This is a genomic window from Spirilliplanes yamanashiensis, assembly GCF_016863475.1.
GTDB lineage: Bacteria > Actinomycetota > Actinomycetes > Mycobacteriales > Micromonosporaceae > Spirilliplanes > Spirilliplanes yamanashiensis.
This window is the reverse complement of record NZ_BOOY01000005.1, coordinates 21,101-35,350: the sequence shown is the minus strand read 5'-3', so window position 1 is coordinate 35,350 and position 14,250 is coordinate 21,101. Positions and strand designations below refer to the sequence as shown.

Here is a 14,250-nt window from a genome sequence, read left to right as displayed (position 1 = left end):
CACCCGGCCGCCGCGTGGATCAGCCCAGCGCGGGGAGCCCGTCGATGCTGGTGGCATTCTTCGTCCGGCGGTAGGCGGCGAGGTCGGCGTCGGTGCGCCGCTCGTGCGCCCGGACGAGCAGGTCGCGGTCGCCGGAGTAGCTCATCAGCGGCACGGCGTAGCCGCACGAGTCGCTGACCCGCTCGACGTCGACCTCGACGACGGCGCGCAGCGCGTGCGGGTCGGGGGCGTCCGGGAAGTGGGCCAGCAGCGCCTGCGCGCCCGGTTCGCCGACGACGTGCGCCCGGCCGCGCCCGTGCAGCCGGACGATCTTCGGCGGCCCGTCGAACGCGCAGAACATCAGCGTGATCCGCCCGTTCTCGCGCAGGTGCGCGATGGTCTCCGCGCCGCTGCCGTGCCAGTCGAGGTAGGCCACCCGGTGCTCGCCCAGCACCGCGAACGTGCCGGTCATGCCCTTCGGCGAGACGTTGACCCGGCCGCCGGGCCCGGTGGGCGCCGTGGCGACGAAGAACATGCGCTGGGCGGCGATGAAGCCGGCCAGCCGGCCGTCGATGCGTTCGTAGACCTTGCCCATGTCCCGATGCTGTCAGCCGCAGCCCCGCGCGCGGCAGCGCATTCCCATCAGGCGGCGGCCGCCACGAACGCCCGGAAGATCCGCTGGTCCGCCGCCGTCTCCGGGTGCCACTGCACGCCGAGCACGAACCGCTTCGCCGGGTCCTCCAGGGCCTCGATCAGGCCGTCGTCGGCCCAGGCCGTCGCGGTCAGCGCGCCCGGGTCGGCCACCCCCTGGTGGTGGTACGCGTTGACCTCGGCGTCGTCGCCCAGCAGCGCGGCGATCCGGCTGCCCGGGGCGAACCGCACGCCGTGGCTGCCGTACACGCCGACGGCCGGCTTGTGCTTGTCGTGGCCGAGGGTGTCGGGCAGGTGCTGGTGCAGCCGCCCGCCCGCGGCGACCGCCATCAGCTGCACGCCCCGGCAGACGCCGAGCACCGGCAGGTCCCGGGCCAGGGCGGTGCGCAGCAGCAGCAGCTCGCCGGCGTCGCGGTTGGGGTCGGGCTCGGTGTGCGGGCCGGGCCGTTCGCCGTACAGCGCCGGGTCGACGTCGGCGCCGCCGGCCAGCAGCAGCCCGTCGAGCCGGTCGAGCACGCCGGCGTCCAGGTCGTCGGCGGGCAGCAGCACGGCGCGGCCGCCGGCGGCGGTGACGTTCTGCACGTAGTCGTGCGGGACGAGCGTGCTGGTCAGGTCCCGCCACGGGCCCCAGGTGGCGGTGGTGGTGTAGGCGGTCACGCCGATCACGGGTCGCACCCGGCCAACGTAGCCCGGACACGAGCGCGCGGCGGCACCCGGAGAGGTTCCCGTGGCGTCGCCGCGCTCAGGCCCGTCTGTCCCGCCCCCACAGCGTCGCCGCGTGCGTAGGCGGGGATTCGACCCCTGACGCCGGTGGATCATGGCGCCGACCTGCACAGTTCCCGCCCGCGCCGATCACAAACCGGTGGTTCAGATGGTGCACATTCCTACAGCGGCGTGACGTACGCGCCGGTGATGCCGCCGTCCACCACGAACTCCGCGGCCGTCATGAACGACGAGTCGTCGCTGGCCAGGAACGCCACGGCCGCCGCGATCTCGGTCGGGTCGGCGAACCGGCCCATCGGCACGTGCACGAGCCGGCGGGCGGCGCGCTCCGGGTCCTTGGCGAACAGCTCCATCAGCAGCGGGGTGGCGACCGGGCCCGGGCACAGCGCGTTGACCCGGATGCCCTCCCGGGCGAACTGGACGCCCAGCTCGCGGGTCATCGCCAGCACGCCGCCCTTGCTGGCGGTGTAGGCGATCTGCGAGGTGGCGGCGCCCATCAGCGCCACGAACGACGCGGTGTTGATGATCGAGCCCTTGCCCTGCCGCTGCATGTGCGGGATGGCGTACTTGCAGCACAGGTAGACGCTCGTGGTGTTGACGCGCAGCACCCGCTCCCACGCCTCCAGGCCGGTGACGAGGATCGAGTCGTCGTCGGGCGGCGAGATGCCGGCGTTGTTGAACGCGACGTCGACCCGGCCGTGCCGCTCGGCCACCCCGTCGAACAGGGCGCGCACCTGCGCCTCGTCGGACACGTCCGCGACGACGGCCTCGCCGCCGACCTCGTCGGCGACGGTGCGCGCGTTCGTGGCGTCGATGTCGACGCAGACGACCCGGGCGCCCTCGGCGGCGAACCGCCGCGCCGTGGCCAGCCCGATGCCGCTGGCCGCCCCGGTGACGACGGCGACCCGATCCTGCAGCCTCACGACAGCTCCCTACTCGGTGGCGATGAAGACGTTCTTGACATCCGTGAACGAGTGCAGCGCGTCCGGGCCGAGCTCGCGGCCGAACCCGGACTGCTTCATCCCGCCGAACGGCGTCCAGTAGCGCACCGACGAGTGCGAGTTGACGCTGAGGTTGCCGGAGTCGACGCCGCGGGCGACCCGCAGGGCGCGGCCGACGTCGCGCGTCCAGATGGACCCGCTCAGCCCGTACTCGGTGTCGTTGGCGAGCGCGACGGCCTGCGCCTCGTCGTCGAACGGCAGCACGGACAGCACCGGCCCGAAGACCTCCTCGCGCCAGTGCCGGTCGTCCGGGCCCCGGGCGAGCAGCACGGTCGGCGGGTACCAGAAGCCGTCGCCGTCGGGGGCGCTGCCGCGGAACGCCACGTCGGCGCCGTCGACGTACGACGCCACCGACGACCGCTGCCCGGCGGAGATCAGCGGGCCCATCTCGGCGGCCTCGTCCGCCGGGTCCGTCACCCGGAAGCCGCGCACCGCCGGCTCCAGCAGCTCCAGGAACCGGTCGTACACCGACCGCTGGACGAGCAGCCGCGACCGGGCGCAGCAGTCCTGGCCCGCGTTGTCGAACACCGACGCGGGGGCGCCCGCGGCGGCTCGCTCCAGATCGGCGTCGGCGAAGACGATGTTCGCGCTCTTGCCGCCCAGCTCCAGTGTCACCCGCTTCACCTGGTCGGCGCAGCCCGCCATGATCGACTTGCCGACGGCGGTGGAGCCGGTGAAGCACACCTTGCGCACGGCGGGGTGGGTGACGAACCGCTGCCCCACGACCGACCCCTTGCCGGGCACGACGGTGAACACCCCCGGCGGCAGCCCCGCCTCCAGCGCCAGCTCGCCGAGCCGGATCGCGGTGAGCGGGGTCAGCTCGGCCGGCTTGAGCACCACCGTGTTGCCGGCCGCCAGCGCCGGGGCGAACCCCCAGCCCGCGATCGGCATCGGGAAGTTCCACGGCACGATGACGCCGACGACGCCGAGCGGCTCGTGGAACGTCACGTCGAGGCCGCCCGCGACGGGGATCTGCCGGCCGCTGAGCCGTTCGGGCGCGCCCGCGTAGTAGTCGAGCACGTCGCGGACGTTGCCGGCCTCCCAGCGCGCGTTGCCGACGGTGTGCCCGGCGTTGCGGACCTCCAGGGCGGCCAGCTCGTCGACGTGCGCGTCCACCGCGGCGGCGAACCGGCGCAGCAGCCGCGCCCGGTCCCCCGGCGCGACGGCCCGCCACGATTCGAACGCCCGCGCGGCCGCCTCGATCGCGGCGTCGGTGTCCGCCTCGGTCGCGGCCGGCACCTCGGTGAACGGCCGCCCGTCGACGGGGCTGACGACCTCAGAGACGTTCGAACCCACGGCGCAGCTCCCAGTCGGTGACGGCGGCGTCGAAGGCGGTCAGCTCCACCTTCGCGTTGTTGGCGTAGTGCGCGACCACCTCCTCGCCGAACGCGGCGGGAGCCACCCCGGACGTCTCCCACAGCCCCAGGGCGTCACGCAGCGTCGACGGTACCCGCGGGGCGGTCGCGTCGGCGTAGGCGTTGCCGCGGAACTCGTCCTCCAGCTCCAGGGAGTTCTCGATGCCGTGCAGCGCCCCGGCGATCAGGCCGGCGATCGCCAGGTACGGGTTCACGTCGCCGCCCGGCACCCGGTTCTCCACCCGCATGCCCTGGCCGTGCCCGGCCATCCGCAGCGCGCAGGTGCGGTTGTCGACGCCCCAGCGCAGGGCGGTCGGCGCGAACGAGCCCGCGGCGTACCGCTTGTAGGAGTTGATGTTCGGCGCGAACAGCAGGCTGAACTCGCGCATGGTGGCGAGCAGCCCGGCGACCACCTGCTGCCCGACCGGCGACAGGTGGGCGGGGCCGTCGCCGAGCATCGCCGAGCGGCCGTCGGAGCCGCGCAGCGAGAAGTGGATGTGGCACGAGTTGCCCTCGCGCGCGTTCGGCTTGGCCATGAAGGTCAGCGCCATGCCCTCCTGGGCGGCGATCTCCTTGGCCCCGTTCTTGTAGATGACGTGGTTGTCGGCGCAGGCCAGGGCGTCGGCGTAGCGGAACGCGATCTCGTGCTGGCCCAGGTTGCACTCGCCCTTGGCGCTCTCCGGGGTCAGGCCGGCGCCGTACATCTCGTTGCGGATGCGCCGCAGCAGCGGCTCGACCCGCGACGTGCCCAGGATCGAGTAGTCCACGTTGTACTGGTTGGCGGGGGTGAGGTCGCGGTAGCCGCGGTCCCATGCGTCCTCGTAGCTGTTGCGGTAGAGGACGAACTCCAGCTCGGTGCCGGCGAACGCGGTGAGGCCGTGCTCGGCGAGCCGGTCGATCTGCCGGCGCAGGATCTGCCGGGGCGACGCGGGCTCGGCCGGCAGGTCGGCGAGCACGAGCACCGTGCCGGGCAGCCAGGGCACCGGGCGCAGGGTGCCGAAGTCGGGCTTCATCTCGAGGTCGCCGTACCCGGTCGACCAGGACGACGTGGCGTAGCCCTCGACGGTGTTCATGTCGACGTCCACGGCCATCAGGTAGTTGCAGCCCTCGCTGCCGTTCTCGGCCACCTCGTCGAGGAAGTGCCGGGCGTGGAACCGCTTGCCCTGCAGCCTGCCCTGCATGTCGGTGAGCGCCAGCAGGACCGTGTCGACCGAGCCGTTGTCGACGGCGACGTCGAGCTCCTCGAGGTTCATGCCTGAGGTCTACGGGAAAAAGATCAGCGGGTCAACGAGGGCGGGCGCACGGATGCGCCCGCCCTCGCCGCACCTCAGGCGCCGGGGGTGGCCTCCGGCAGGGTGGCCTCGCCCTGGTGCGCCTTCTCCAGCACGTTCTGCTTGGGCCCGGTGAACCAGCGCCGGGCGCTGGCGAACCACCAGACGGCCGCGAAGCCGAGCACCACCAGCACCGCGACGATCGTGTAGTTGAAGTTCGACGCCGTGATCGGCGCCGCCGTGGGCAGCACGAACAGCACGCAGATCACGCCGACCCAGACGATCGCGATCCAGCCGACCGCCGCGCTGTACCGGCCCAGGTGCCACGGGCCGTTCTCGAACCCGGCGCCCAGCCGGCGGCGCAGGAACACCGGGCCGACGTAGGCGATGTACAGGCCGATGACCGCGATGGAGGTGGCCGCCAGGTAGGCGGTGGTGTTCCACAGCGACGGCAGCACCAGGATCGCCGAGCAGGTCACGCACAGCCAGATCGAGTTCGTCGGGGTGCCGGTGCGCGGGTTGACCTTCTTCCAGATCCGCGAGCCGGGCAGCGCGCCGTCGCGGGCGAACGCGTACGCCATCCGCGAGTTCGCCGTCACCGAGGCCATGCCGCAGAACCACTGCGCCACCATGCAGATGAACAGCAGGAACGCGCCGAGGTTCTGGCCGGCCGCGTCGATGAAGATCTGCGCGGGCGGCAGGGCCAGCTCGGAGGTGCGGGCGGCCTCGTAGTCCTGGATCGACCAGGTGATGGCGAACAGCAGCACGAAGCCCGCGATCACGCTGACGACGACGGACAGCACGATGCCGCGCGGGGCGGCCCGGGCGGCGTCGTGGGTCTCCTCGGCGACGTGCGCGCTGGCGTCGTAGCCGGTGTAGGTGTACTGGGCCATGAGCAGGCCGATGAGGACGGCGTACGCGGCGGCCCCGCCGAAGTCGAAGCCGGTCTCGTTGCGGACCTCAAGGAACACCTCGGAGATCGGCTTGTGGTTGTCGGGCACGATCGCGAGCACGGCCACGATGACGGCCACGCCGACGAGGTGCCACCACGCGCTGATGTCGGACAGCAGCCGGACGAGGTTGACGCCGAACGTGTTGAGCAGCCCGTGCACGATGATGATGACCAGGAAGATCAGGAACGTGCGCCCGACGGTGACCTCCATGTCGAAGGTCAGGCTGAGGAACGCCGAGGTGGTGATCGCGGCGCCGAAGTCGATGGCCGCGGTGACGGCGACCTCGCCGAGGAAGTTGAACCAGCCGACGAACCAGGCCCAGGCGGCCTTGTTGCGTTTGGCGAGCGCGGCCGCCCACCAGTAGAGCGCGCCGGCCGTGGGGTAGGCCGAGCAGACCTCGGCCATGGCGAGCGCGACGAACGTGACCATGATCCCGACGAACAGCCAGCCGAGCGTGATGGCCATCGGGCCGCCGGCCGTCATGGCGATGCCGTACGAGGTGATCGCCCCGGCCAGGATCGAGATGATCGAGAACGAGACGGCGAAGTTGGAGAACCCGGACAGCCGGCGGTGCAGTTCCTGCTGATAGCCGAGCTGGGCGAGCCGGTGCTCGTCGGACCCGGGTGCGTGGGTGGGGGTGGTGGGATCTGCGCTCATCGGGTGTCTCCTTGACCGTCGAGGCGATCGTGACTGTGACCCGCGCCATAGTCTGCGGCCGATGATCTACCCGCGCTGTTACCGCGTCAATGCGCTGAGGCGTACCGGCCGGTAAATGCGTTGCCGGGGCGGCCCGGCGGGGCAGACACTGGTCCCCATGACACGGACGACCACCCGACAGGCGTGGTCCTTCCCGGGTGTTCCCACAGCGCCGCACTGAGCGCGCGCCGGGCACTCGGAAGGCCCGCTCGGACACCCTTCGCCGGGGCTCATCCTCCCGGCGCCCGCGGCGGCGCGGGGCGCGGTCACCTCTCTCTGATTCAGGTACGGCTCCGCCGTGCCGGCGCCCGCCCCGCGCCGCCGCACCTCTCTCACCCGGCCGGGTGACGGCCGAAGAATCTACAGCGTCGACGGTAGAAATCCTGACGCGACCGGCTTAGCATCGAGGGTGCCGGCGTTACCGGCCGGCACCGCAAGTGGCACTGACCTTCGAGGGTGTGTGAAGGAGGACGAGATACCTGCGAGACACGGACATCTCCCGTCCCCGACCCGACAAGAGGTGATCGCTTCTGACCTCTCCCCAGAACCGCGCACCGGCCCACCGGTAACGCGCGGTACATGACGGCCGGCGTCACGCCGGCCACCAGTGAGATGCAGGGGCTCCGGCGACCACCGCCGGGGCCCCTGTTCCGTCCCCCCGCGAAAGGATCCCGTGAGCGAGCGGTTCGACGACGCGGACTTCCCGGCGTACACGATGGGCCGGGCCGCCGAGCTCCTCGGGGTCACCCCCGCCTTCCTGCGCAGCCTCGGCACGGCCGGCCTCGTCGTGCCGCAGCGCTCCCCCGGCGGCCACCGCCGCTACTCCCGCCACCAGCTCCGGCTCGCCGGCCGGGCCCGGGTCCTGCTCGACGAGGGCATGCCGCTGGCCGCCGCGTGCCGGATCGTCCAGCTGGAGGACGACCTCGCCGAGGCCCACGACCGGCTCGCCCGGCTGGGCGCCGACATCCCGCACCAGAGCTCGCCCGCGCCCGCCCTGGACGACGCCCAGTCCTGAGGGGCGCCCTACAGGCCCGTCGCCACCAGGCTGGCCTCCCACAGCGCGCGGGCCCGCGCCGGGCGCGTCGAGCGGGGCGTCGCCGGGAACGGCGCGCGGCCGCAGAAGTACCCGCCGGGCACCAGCGCGGCGTCGTCGGTGGCCAGCCAGACCAGCGTGTCGGCGCCCTCGGCGGGTCCGACGAACAGCGCCGGCACCAGCCGGGCCAGCGCGAACCCCGGGCTGGTCAGCCCGAACCCCGTGCGCACAAGGCCGGGGAAGAAGCACGTCGGCACGACGCCGAGCGGCGCCCAGCGGCGGGCGGCCTCCACCGTGAACAGGATGTTGGCCTGCTTGCTCGCCCCGTACGCCAGCCACCGGCTGGGCGCGCGGGACGCCGCGCGGCGCACGTCCAGCCAGCCCCACGCCTCCGCCAGCGACGCCGTGGAGATGACGCGGGCCGGGCGGCCGGTCGCGTCGGCCGCGGCACGCAGCCGGTCGAGCAGCAGGTGGCTGAGCAGGAACCCGCCGAGGTGGTTGGTGCGCAGCGCCAGGTGCGGGGCGGTGAGGCGGCCGGCGTTGTTCGCCAGCACGTCGATGCGCGGGTGGGCGGCCGCCAGCGCCGCGGCGACCCCGCGCACCGCGGCGGCGTCGGCCAGGTCGGCGGCGTACGTGGGCGGGGTGCGGCCGCTCACCGCGGCCACCGCCCCGGCGGCGGACGCCAGGCGGTCGCGGTCGCGGCCGAGCAGGACGACGTCGTCGCCGGCGCGGGCGAGCGCGACCGCGGCGGCCCGCCCGATGCCGGAGCTGGCACCGGTGATCACCACGGTCCGCCGCCCGGTCACCTGATCATTGTCGCCGACCCGCGGCTAGCGTGGCGGCCATGACCATGATCGGGACGGCGCGCGCCGCGGCGGCCGCCGCCGCCGTCGCCGTGCCCGCCGGGTTCGGCACCGTCGCCTTCGCGCTGTCCGCGGGCCCGGGGCTGTGGTCGCCCGGGTACGTCAGCGAGGCCGGCCTGGGCATCCACGGCGCGGCGTACGGCACCGGCATGCTGCTCGTCGCGGCCGGCGTGCTGCTGCTCGGGGTGTCGCTGGCGCCGGTGTCGCGCGCCGTGGCGGCGCTGCTGGTGGTGTCGGCGGCCGGGGCGGGCACGTCGGGCGCGGTGCCGTGCTCGCCGGGGTGCCCGCTGCCCCCGTACGAGCCGGCCACCGCCGCGGACCTGGTGCACGGCGGCGCGGCGATCGGCGGGATGGCGGCGCTGGCGCTGGCGATGCTGCTGCTGGCGGCGACGCCCGCGGCGGCGTGGGCGCTGCGCCGGGTGGCGGGGTTCGGCGCGCTGGTGCTGGTGCCCCTCGGCGTGCTCCAGGCGCTGACCATGCTGGTGCTGGGCCGCGGCGCGACCGGCGGCGTGGTGGAGCGGGTGATGCTGTGCGTCGTCACGGCCTGGCTGACCGGCGCGGCCGCCCTGCGCCTCCGCACGACGCTTTGACGTTCTTACGTATTCGCGTAATAGTGGGTCATGGATCTGGAGGAGCGCGTCGCCGCGCTGGAGGCCGCCGTCGCCGCCCTGACCGCCGGCCGCACGCCCGGCCCGGCCACGTTCTGGGCGCTCGAGGGCCTGCGCGAGCGCGTCGGCGACGGCGTGCTGTTCACCGGCGCGGTCGACCTGCCCACCGGCGCGCACTGGGAGTGGCAGCAGGCGGCCACCACCGCCGACCTGCTGGACACCGACTGGTCCGCCCTCGCCGGGGGCCTCGCCGCGCTCGGGCACCCCGTCCGGCTGCGCCTGCTGCACCGGGTGCTGACCGGCGTCACGTCCTCGGCCGAGCTGGCCGCCGACGAGACGCTCGGCACCACCGGCCAGCTCTACCACCACCTGCGCCAGCTCGTCGCCGCCGGCTGGCTGCGCGCCGCCGCCCGGGGCCGCTACGAGGTCCCCGGCGAGCGGGTCGTGCCGCTGCTGGTCGTCCTGGAGGGAGCCCGCCGATGAACCGCCGATCCCTGCTCGTCCTCGCCCTCACCGCCGCCCTCGCCGCCGCGCTCGCCGCGTTCCTCGCGCCCCGGCCGCACCACCTCGGCGACGCCGGCACCGGCGACGCCGCCCTGGCCCAGCGGGTCCGCGACGCGGCCGGCGACGTCCCCGGCCACCGGGGGCTGCAGGTGGCGCTCGTCGAGGGCGGCCGCACCGCGACCGCGACCGTCGGCGCCCGGGGCGGCGGGCCGCTGTTCGAGATCGGCTCGCTCGCCAAGCCGCTGACCGCGATGCTGTTCGCCGACCTCGTCGCCGACGGCGTGGTCCGGCCCGGCGACACGCTCGCCGCGACGCTGCCGCAGGTGGCGTTCGAGGACCCCCGGACCGGCGCGGTCACGCTGGAGGAGCTGGCCACCCACCGCTCCGGGCTGCCCCGCCTGGCCACCGGCAACCCGGTCGTCTCGGGCCTGCGGACGCTCGCCGGGCGCAACCCGTACGAGGGCCAGGACGTCGGCGCGGTGCTCGCCGCGGCCGCCGCCGCGCGGACCGGCGACGACCGGGGCCGCGTCGTGTACTCCAACTTCGGCATGACGCTGCTCGGCCAGGCGCTCGCCGCCCGGACCGGCATCCCGTACCCGGAGCTGCTCGCCGACCGGGTGCTGCGCCCGCTCGGCATGACCGCCACCGTCGTCGCGGGCCCGCCGCCGCCCGGCGCGGACGCCACCACCCCGCGGTTCGACGCGGGCGACGGCGGCCGGATCGGGTGGGCGTGGTTCACCGACACCCACGGCGGCCGCGAGATCACCTGGCACAACGGCGCGACCGGAGGCTTCTCCGCCTACCTGGCGATCGACCGGGCCGCGGGCAGGGCGGTCGTGGTGCTCGGCGACACCGACCGCGGGGTGGAGAACCTGGGGCTGCGCCTGCTCGGCGTCACCGGCGCGCCGGACCCCGCGCCGCACCGCCCGTTCGCCGTGGCCGTCACGCTGCTGGCCCTGCTCGCCGGGGCCGGCACGACGGCGGCCGCCGCCCTCGCCCCCGCCCGCCCCGGCCCGTGGTGGCGGCCCGCCGCCGACCGGCTGCGCGTGCTGACCGCGGCGCTGTCGGCGGCGGTGTGGCTGGCGGGCGTGTGGCGGTTCGGCGCGTGGCTCGCCGTGCCGCCGTGGCTGTGGGTGGTGGCGGCCGGTCTCGCGGCCGGCGGCGCGGCGGTGGCGGTGCTGCGCTGGCGGTCCCTGCCGGCCGACGCCACCGGCCGGCCGGGCGCCCGGTGGGCGGCCGTGGCGGTGTCGGCGGTGGTGGACGCGGCGGCGCTCGCCGTCCTGGCCTGGATGTGGTGAGTCAGGCGGTCTTGGCGGGGCCGGGCGTCGAGGCGGAGACGCCGAGCCGCTCGTGCAGCATCCCGGCCTGCCGGGCCAGCGTGCCGACCACGGCGGGCACGACCGGCAGCAGCCAGTTCGCGACGACGCCGGTCGCGGGCAGGTTGACGATCAGCACGGCGGCGCCCGCGGCGAAGCAGCCCTGCACCAGCGCCCGCCAGGCCGCCCGGCCGGTGTGCACCATCGCCGCCCGGCGCGCCGCCCGGTCGGACAGGTCGGGGAAGCCGCTGTACGCCTGGGCGTCGCGGCGGCCGAAGTTGACGCCGGTGACGCCGGCCGTGGCGGAGGTGCCGAAGACGACGGCGGGCAGCAGGTCGCGGCTGAAGATCCACACCCCGGCAAACACCAGCAGGCCCACCACCAGCGCCAACGCGGCCCGGCGCCACTCCTTCATGTCGCCCGGGTACCACACGTAGTGCACCGTGTTCTCCGTGACCTGCTTCACCATGCGACCCACGCCACGGATCGTATGCACCCGCCGACGTTTCAGATGATGAAAATCAGAACAGGACGGTGGCGAACGCCCCGGCAGGCTGGAACCCGCAGTTCGCGTACACGCGGCGGGCCGCGGTGTTGTAGTCGTTCACGTAGAGGCTGACCGACGGCGCGACCCGGCGCAGCGCGTCGTGCACCACCGCCGCCATCGCTGCGGTGGCCAGCCCGCGCCCCCGTAGGTGCGGCGCGACCCAGACGCCCTGCACCTGGGCGGTGCGCCGGGTGACGATCGCCAGCTCGGCCTTGAACACGACCTCGCCGCCGACGAATCGCGCGTACGCCCGGCGCCCCTTGACCAGCTCGGCGACCCGGCGCCGGTAGCCGCGGCCGTTGTCGTCGGCCAGCGGCGAGACGCCGACCTCCTCGGTGTACATGGCGACCGCGGCGGGGAACAGCGCGTCGACCTCGTCGGGGCGCACGAGCCGCACCTCGGGGTCGGGCGCGACGGCGGGCTCGCCGTCGATGACCAGCAGCGGCTGGTGCGGGCGCACGTCGCGGGCCGGCCCCCAGTGGCCGGCGAGGCGCTCCCAGAGGCCGAGGACCGCGTCGGCGCGGCCGATGATCGACGAGCAGGCGCGCGGGCCGGAGCCGAGTAGGTCGGCGTACGCGGCGACGGCGGGACCGCTGGCGCACACGGGCACGACGTGGGCGCCCGACCAGCACAGCGACTCGACCCGGCGGCCGCCGCCGTAGCCGTAGATGCGGCCGTCGGAGCGCCACCAGCTCAGCCCATGCGTCGCCACCCGCTCCGCCACCTGAGCGCCGGCGAAGGGGTCCTGGTCGAGGACTCGCTCGACCGCCGCGCGCTCCCCTTCGCCGAGCGCGCGCACCGGCACTGTCAACACGGGTACCAGCGTGCCAGATGTGAACGCGGTTCGACGGGCTGCCCCGGCGGTTCGGCTCCGGCTCTTGTCGGCGATGCATTGCCGATATATCGTTGAACCATCGGAAACACATCGCCCACGGAGGAGAACGACATGGGATTCCGTCACTTCCACGAGGCACACGAGGGACACGAGACCCGGCGGCGCGGCGGCGGCTTCGGCTTCCCGCCCGGCTTCCCGTTCGGCCCCGGCTTCGGCTTCGGCGGCCGCGGCGGCTTCGGCGGTCCCGGCCATCCCGGGCACCGCGGCCGCGGGGGCGCCCGGCGGCCCAACGTCCGCGCCGCTGTCCTGGCGCTGCTCGTCGAGCGCCCGATGCACGGCTACGAGATGATCCAGGAGCTCGACACCCGCACCAACGGCATCTGGCGGCCGAGCCCCGGCTCCGTCTACCCCACGCTGCAGCTGCTGGAGGACGAGGGGCTCATCGCCGCCGAGACCGACGGCGGCCGCAAGCGGTTCGCGCTCACCGACGCCGGCCGCGCCGAGGCCGAGACCGCCGCCCAGACGCCGCCGTGGCAGCAGTTCGGCGGCGACGAGACCATGTCGCAGGTCCAGGACTTCCGCGACGCGGCCGTCGGCATCATGGACGCGCTGCGCCAGGTCGGCTTCAACGGCACGCCCGAGCAGCGCCAGCAGGCGCTCGACGTGCTCGGCGAGACCAAGCGCAAGCTGTACGCGATCCTCGCCGAGTGACCCGCGGGCCGGGCCCGCGGGCCGGCGGCGCTCAGTGCACCGTGACCTGCGGGCCCATCAGCTCGCGCAGCTCGTCCGGCAGCTCGGCGCCCATCTCGTCGGCGATCCGCAGGGCCTCCTCGACCAGCGTCTCGACGATCTGCGACTCCGGCACCGTCTTGATGACCTCGCCCTTGACGAAGATCTGGCCCTTGCCGTTGCCGGACGCCACACCCAGGTCGGCCTCGCGCGCCTCGCCCGGGCCGTTCACCACACAGCCCATCACGGCGACCCGCAGCGGCACCGGCATGCCCTCCAGCGCCGCCGTCACCTGCTCCGCCAGCGTGTAGACGTCCACCTGGGCGCGCCCGCACGACGGGCACGACACGATCTCCAGCCCGCGCTCACGCAGGCCCAGCGACTCCAGGATCGCCTGGCCGACCTTGATCTCCTCGACCGGCGGGGCGGACAGCGACACCCGGATCGTGTCGCCGATGCCCTCGGCCAGCAGCGCCCCGAACGCCACCGACGACTTGATCGTGCCCTGGAACGCCGGGCCGGCCTCGGTGACGCCGAGGTGCAGCGGGTAGTCGCACTGCGCGGCGAGCAGCCGGTACGCCCGGATCATCACGACCGGGTCGTTGTGCTTCACCGAGATCTTGATGTCGCGGAAGCCGTGCTCCTCGAACAGCGAGCACTCCCACAGCGCCGACTCGACCAGCGCCTCCGCCGTCGGCTTGCCGTACTTGGCGAGCAGCCGCTTGTCGAGCGAGCCCGCGTTCACGCCGATGCGGATCGGGGTGCCCGCGTCGGACGCCGCCTTCGCGATCTCCTTGACCTTGTCGTCGAACTGCCGGATGTTGCCCGGGTTGACCCGGACCGCCGCGCAGCCCGCGTCGATCGCGGCGAACACGTACTTCGGCTGGAAGTGGATGTCGGCGATGACGGGGATCTGCGACTTGCGGGCGATGGCCGGCAGCGCCTCCACGTCGTCCTGCGACGGCACCGCCACCCGGACGATCTGGCAGCCGGACGCGGTCAGCTCGGCGATCTGCTGAAGGGTGGCGTTGACGTCGGCGGTGAGCGTGGTGGTCATCGACTGCACGCTGACGGGCGCGCCGCCGCCGACCGGCACGGAGCCGACCATGAGCTGCCGGCTCTGCCGGCGCGGGGCCAGCGCGGGCGGGGGGACGGCCGGCATGCCGAGGCTGATCGCGGTCACTGG

Annotated in this window: 15 protein-coding genes; 5 read left to right on the top strand and 10 right to left on the bottom strand. The window is 74.3% G+C overall.

All coding sequences use genetic code 11. The features are described from left to right. Positions 1–19: 19 nt before the first annotated feature. The 6 genes from Sya03_RS04400 to Sya03_RS04375 form a co-directional block, all read right to left on the bottom strand. Positions 20–574 (bottom strand): pyridoxamine 5'-phosphate oxidase family protein, encoded by a 555-nt coding sequence (locus tag Sya03_RS04400; protein ID WP_203936858.1) that lies wholly within the window; start codon positions 572–574, stop codon positions 20–22. Positions 575–621: 47 nt separating this feature from the next. After that, positions 622–1,305, bottom strand: coding sequence for a gamma-glutamyl-gamma-aminobutyrate hydrolase family protein (locus tag Sya03_RS04395; protein WP_203936857.1), 684 nt, complete (start codon positions 1,303–1,305; stop codon positions 622–624). 209 nt (positions 1,306–1,514) lie between these two features. Beyond that, a complete protein-coding gene (locus Sya03_RS04390; RefSeq protein WP_203936856.1) occupies positions 1,515–2,276 on the bottom strand; it encodes a 3-oxoacyl-ACP reductase in 762 nt (253 codons plus the stop codon). A gap of 9 nt (positions 2,277–2,285) precedes the next feature. Then, positions 2,286–3,650, bottom strand: a complete 1,365-nt coding sequence (locus tag Sya03_RS04385) for an aldehyde dehydrogenase family protein (RefSeq protein WP_203936855.1) — start codon at positions 3,648–3,650, stop codon at positions 2,286–2,288. After that, the gene (locus Sya03_RS04380; protein ID WP_203936854.1) at positions 3,631–4,962 is read right to left on the bottom strand and encodes a glutamine synthetase family protein; all 1,332 of its coding nucleotides are present in this window, start codon (positions 4,960–4,962) and stop codon (positions 3,631–3,633) included. The genes Sya03_RS04385 and Sya03_RS04380 overlap by 20 nt, the downstream gene beginning before the upstream one ends. Positions 4,963–5,036: 74 nt before the next feature. Further along, positions 5,037–6,590, bottom strand: coding sequence for an amino acid permease (locus Sya03_RS04375; RefSeq protein ID WP_203936853.1), 1,554 nt, complete (start codon positions 6,588–6,590; stop codon positions 5,037–5,039). A gap of 712 nt (positions 6,591–7,302) precedes the next feature. Here Sya03_RS04375 and Sya03_RS04370 point away from each other — a divergent pair. After that, positions 7,303–7,644 (top strand): MerR family transcriptional regulator, encoded by a 342-nt coding sequence (locus Sya03_RS04370; protein ID WP_239107103.1) that lies wholly within the window; start codon positions 7,303–7,305, stop codon positions 7,642–7,644. A gap of 8 nt (positions 7,645–7,652) precedes the next feature. On the opposite strand, the gene Sya03_RS04365 is transcribed toward Sya03_RS04370, so the two are convergent. Next, positions 7,653–8,468 (bottom strand): SDR family NAD(P)-dependent oxidoreductase, encoded by an 816-nt coding sequence (locus tag Sya03_RS04365; RefSeq protein WP_239107102.1) that lies wholly within the window; start codon positions 8,466–8,468, stop codon positions 7,653–7,655. Positions 8,469–8,506: 38 nt separating this feature from the next. On the opposite strand from Sya03_RS04365, the gene Sya03_RS04360 reads away from it, so the two are divergent. The 3 genes from Sya03_RS04360 to Sya03_RS04350 are packed head-to-tail and all read left to right on the top strand — an operon-like array spanning position 8,507 to position 10,935. After that, the gene (locus tag Sya03_RS04360; protein ID WP_203936852.1) at positions 8,507–9,115 is read left to right on the top strand and encodes a DUF998 domain-containing protein; all 609 of its coding nucleotides are present in this window, start codon (positions 8,507–8,509) and stop codon (positions 9,113–9,115) included. 30 nt (positions 9,116–9,145) lie between these two features. Further along, entirely contained in the window at positions 9,146–9,616 is a 471-nt protein-coding gene (locus Sya03_RS04355) for a helix-turn-helix domain-containing protein (RefSeq protein ID WP_203936851.1), read from the top strand. Next, on the top strand, positions 9,613–10,935 hold the full coding sequence (locus tag Sya03_RS04350; protein WP_203936850.1) for a serine hydrolase domain-containing protein: 1,323 nt from the start codon (positions 9,613–9,615) through the stop codon (positions 10,933–10,935). Before Sya03_RS04355 ends, Sya03_RS04350 begins: the two co-directional genes overlap by 4 nt. 1 nt (position 10,936) lies before the next feature. Here Sya03_RS04350 and Sya03_RS04345 read toward each other — a convergent pair whose 3' ends face one another. Together Sya03_RS04345 and Sya03_RS04340 are read right to left on the bottom strand one after the other, a co-directional pair. After that, positions 10,937–11,422: a hypothetical protein gene (locus tag Sya03_RS04345; protein WP_239107125.1), complete on the bottom strand. Its 486-nt coding sequence runs from the start codon at positions 11,420–11,422 to the stop codon at positions 10,937–10,939. Positions 11,423–11,474: 52 nt separating this feature from the next. After that, the gene (locus tag Sya03_RS04340) at positions 11,475–12,314 is read right to left on the bottom strand and encodes a GNAT family N-acetyltransferase (protein ID WP_203936848.1); all 840 of its coding nucleotides are present in this window, start codon (positions 12,312–12,314) and stop codon (positions 11,475–11,477) included. Positions 12,315–12,446: 132 nt separating this feature from the next. On the opposite strand from Sya03_RS04340, the gene Sya03_RS04335 reads away from it, so the two are divergent. After that, positions 12,447–13,046, top strand: a complete 600-nt coding sequence (locus Sya03_RS04335) for a PadR family transcriptional regulator (RefSeq protein ID WP_203936847.1) — start codon at positions 12,447–12,449, stop codon at positions 13,044–13,046. Positions 13,047–13,077: 31 nt separating this feature from the next. Here Sya03_RS04335 and ispG read toward each other — a convergent pair whose 3' ends face one another. Then, the gene (gene ispG / locus Sya03_RS04330) at positions 13,078–14,247 is read right to left on the bottom strand and encodes a flavodoxin-dependent (E)-4-hydroxy-3-methylbut-2-enyl-diphosphate synthase (protein ID WP_203936846.1); all 1,170 of its coding nucleotides are present in this window, start codon (positions 14,245–14,247) and stop codon (positions 13,078–13,080) included. Between the last annotated feature and the right edge of the window lie 3 nt (positions 14,248–14,250).

Bases quoted from the DNA above. Each gene is read 5' to 3' on its own strand.
- Sya03_RS04400 (WP_203936858.1), bottom strand. From the start codon at position 574: ATGGGCAAGGTCTACGAACGCATCGACGGCCGGCTGGCCGGCTTCATC.
- Sya03_RS04380 (WP_203936854.1), bottom strand. From the start codon at position 4,962: ATGAACCTCGAGGAGCTCGACGTCGCCGTCGACAACGGCTCGGTCGAC.
- Sya03_RS04375 (WP_203936853.1), bottom strand. From the start codon at position 6,590: ATGAGCGCAGATCCCACCACCCCCACCCACGCACCCGGGTCCGACGAG.
- Sya03_RS04360 (WP_203936852.1), top strand. From the start codon at position 8,507: ATGACCATGATCGGGACGGCGCGCGCCGCGGCGGCCGCCGCCGCCGTC.
- Sya03_RS04355 (WP_203936851.1), top strand. From the start codon at position 9,146: ATGGATCTGGAGGAGCGCGTCGCCGCGCTGGAGGCCGCCGTCGCCGCC.
- Sya03_RS04350 (WP_203936850.1), top strand. From the start codon at position 9,613: ATGAACCGCCGATCCCTGCTCGTCCTCGCCCTCACCGCCGCCCTCGCC.
- Sya03_RS04345 (WP_239107125.1), bottom strand. From the start codon at position 11,422: ATGGTGAAGCAGGTCACGGAGAACACGGTGCACTACGTGTGGTACCCG.
- Sya03_RS04335 (WP_203936847.1), top strand. From the start codon at position 12,447: ATGGGATTCCGTCACTTCCACGAGGCACACGAGGGACACGAGACCCGG.